General features: G+C 64.3%; 1 protein-coding gene. It reads right to left on the bottom strand.

The features are described 5' to 3' along the window. The coding region (locus OEB96_RS00410) for a recombinase family protein (protein WP_407674596.1) at window positions 1–1,278 on the bottom strand (1,278 nt) is incomplete at its 3' end. Window positions 1,279–1,287 lie beyond the last annotated feature (9 nt).

The raw sequence follows: 1,287 nt of genomic DNA, 5'->3' as shown, positions 1-1,287 counted from the left end.
TCCAGGCTTCGGAAGGGGACTCACGCGCTCAGCAGCCCGGCGTCGTGAGCGGGCGGACTGCCTACCGCAAGCGCTTGTTTTAGGTCTAGGGGATGTGCTTGGGTCGTACTCCGGCAAGCGTAGACGCTGGCGAACCTCCTGGACTCGGCACTTCGTCCACGTGCTGCCGTCCGGTGCTGGGCAACGCATCCGGTTGAGAGAAACGGCGATCTCGTGATCGGACCAGCGTGCCACCATCAGGCGAATGACGCGGACAGCCTGCGACTTCTTCGCTGCCGGGAAACCGACACCCTTGTTCCGGCGTACTCGAACCTCGGTATGGCGTCCACCCACCCAGTGGATGACCAAGGCAACCTCCCCCCGTTCAACATCGACATCGACGATGATCTCCTCCACGAGAGCCCGGACGACGCGTTGCTTGAGTCGCATATCCGCAGCCGGGGAGTTCCACACCTCCGGCAGATCGTGGCTCAGCGCCATGAGGTCTGCGCGCTCGACTTTCGGAGCCAGTTCGGAGTGGCGGCGGAGTTCCTGCAGCTTCGCCTCGGTTTGCTGAACTCGCTCCAGGGCGGCCTCCCATCGCGCCTCGAGCTCCCGTGCGACGAGGCGCTTGTCCGGATCCACCGCGTCGTAGCGGCGACGGGCCAGCGTGACGTCGTAGCGAGCATCCTCCAGCTCGCGCTCGAGAGCTGTCGTTCGATCCGAGTTGATGGCCGAGGCCTTCTCCTCCGCCAAGATTGCGGCTTCGACCGCGTACGGGGCCACGGCCGCCAGCAATTGCTCCGCGACAGCCTTGTCCACGCGTACTCCCCCAATGCGGAGACAGAGACCACGAGCGCCCCTCATATCGGCGCCCTTGCAGAAGTACTGATGAGCGTGACCCGCTGCGGATCCGTAGACGACCCGAAGCATCCTACCGCAGCGGCCACATCGAAGCTCGCCGGTCAGCAATGCTCGGCCTCCACGAGCTGACTTGCGCGCTGCCCGTTTCTTCATATGTGCATTCTCGGCGAGCATGGTCTGATTCTGAAGGAAGTCCTCCCAGGAGATGTAGCCGGCATGGTGCCCCTGAATCAAGACCGGCCATTTACTCATGGGCCGTCGGTGGCCTTGGGTCTTCCGCGCGCGGCCGTCCTCGACTCGAGTCCGAATGCATGTGCGCCCCCACGTGTATGCGCCGGCATAGAAGGGGTTACGAATGGTTGGTCGGGTAGACCGGTCCCGGGATGACTCCCGGGACCGGCCCCCCACAGATCCGGACGTGCGGATTTCCCGCATCCGGCTCCT

This window comes from Paraliomyxa miuraensis, assembly GCF_026337845.1.
Classification (GTDB): Bacteria; Myxococcota_A; Polyangia; order Nannocystales; family Nannocystaceae; genus Paraliomyxa; species Paraliomyxa miuraensis.
This window is presented reverse-complemented; position numbering and strand designations above follow the sequence as displayed.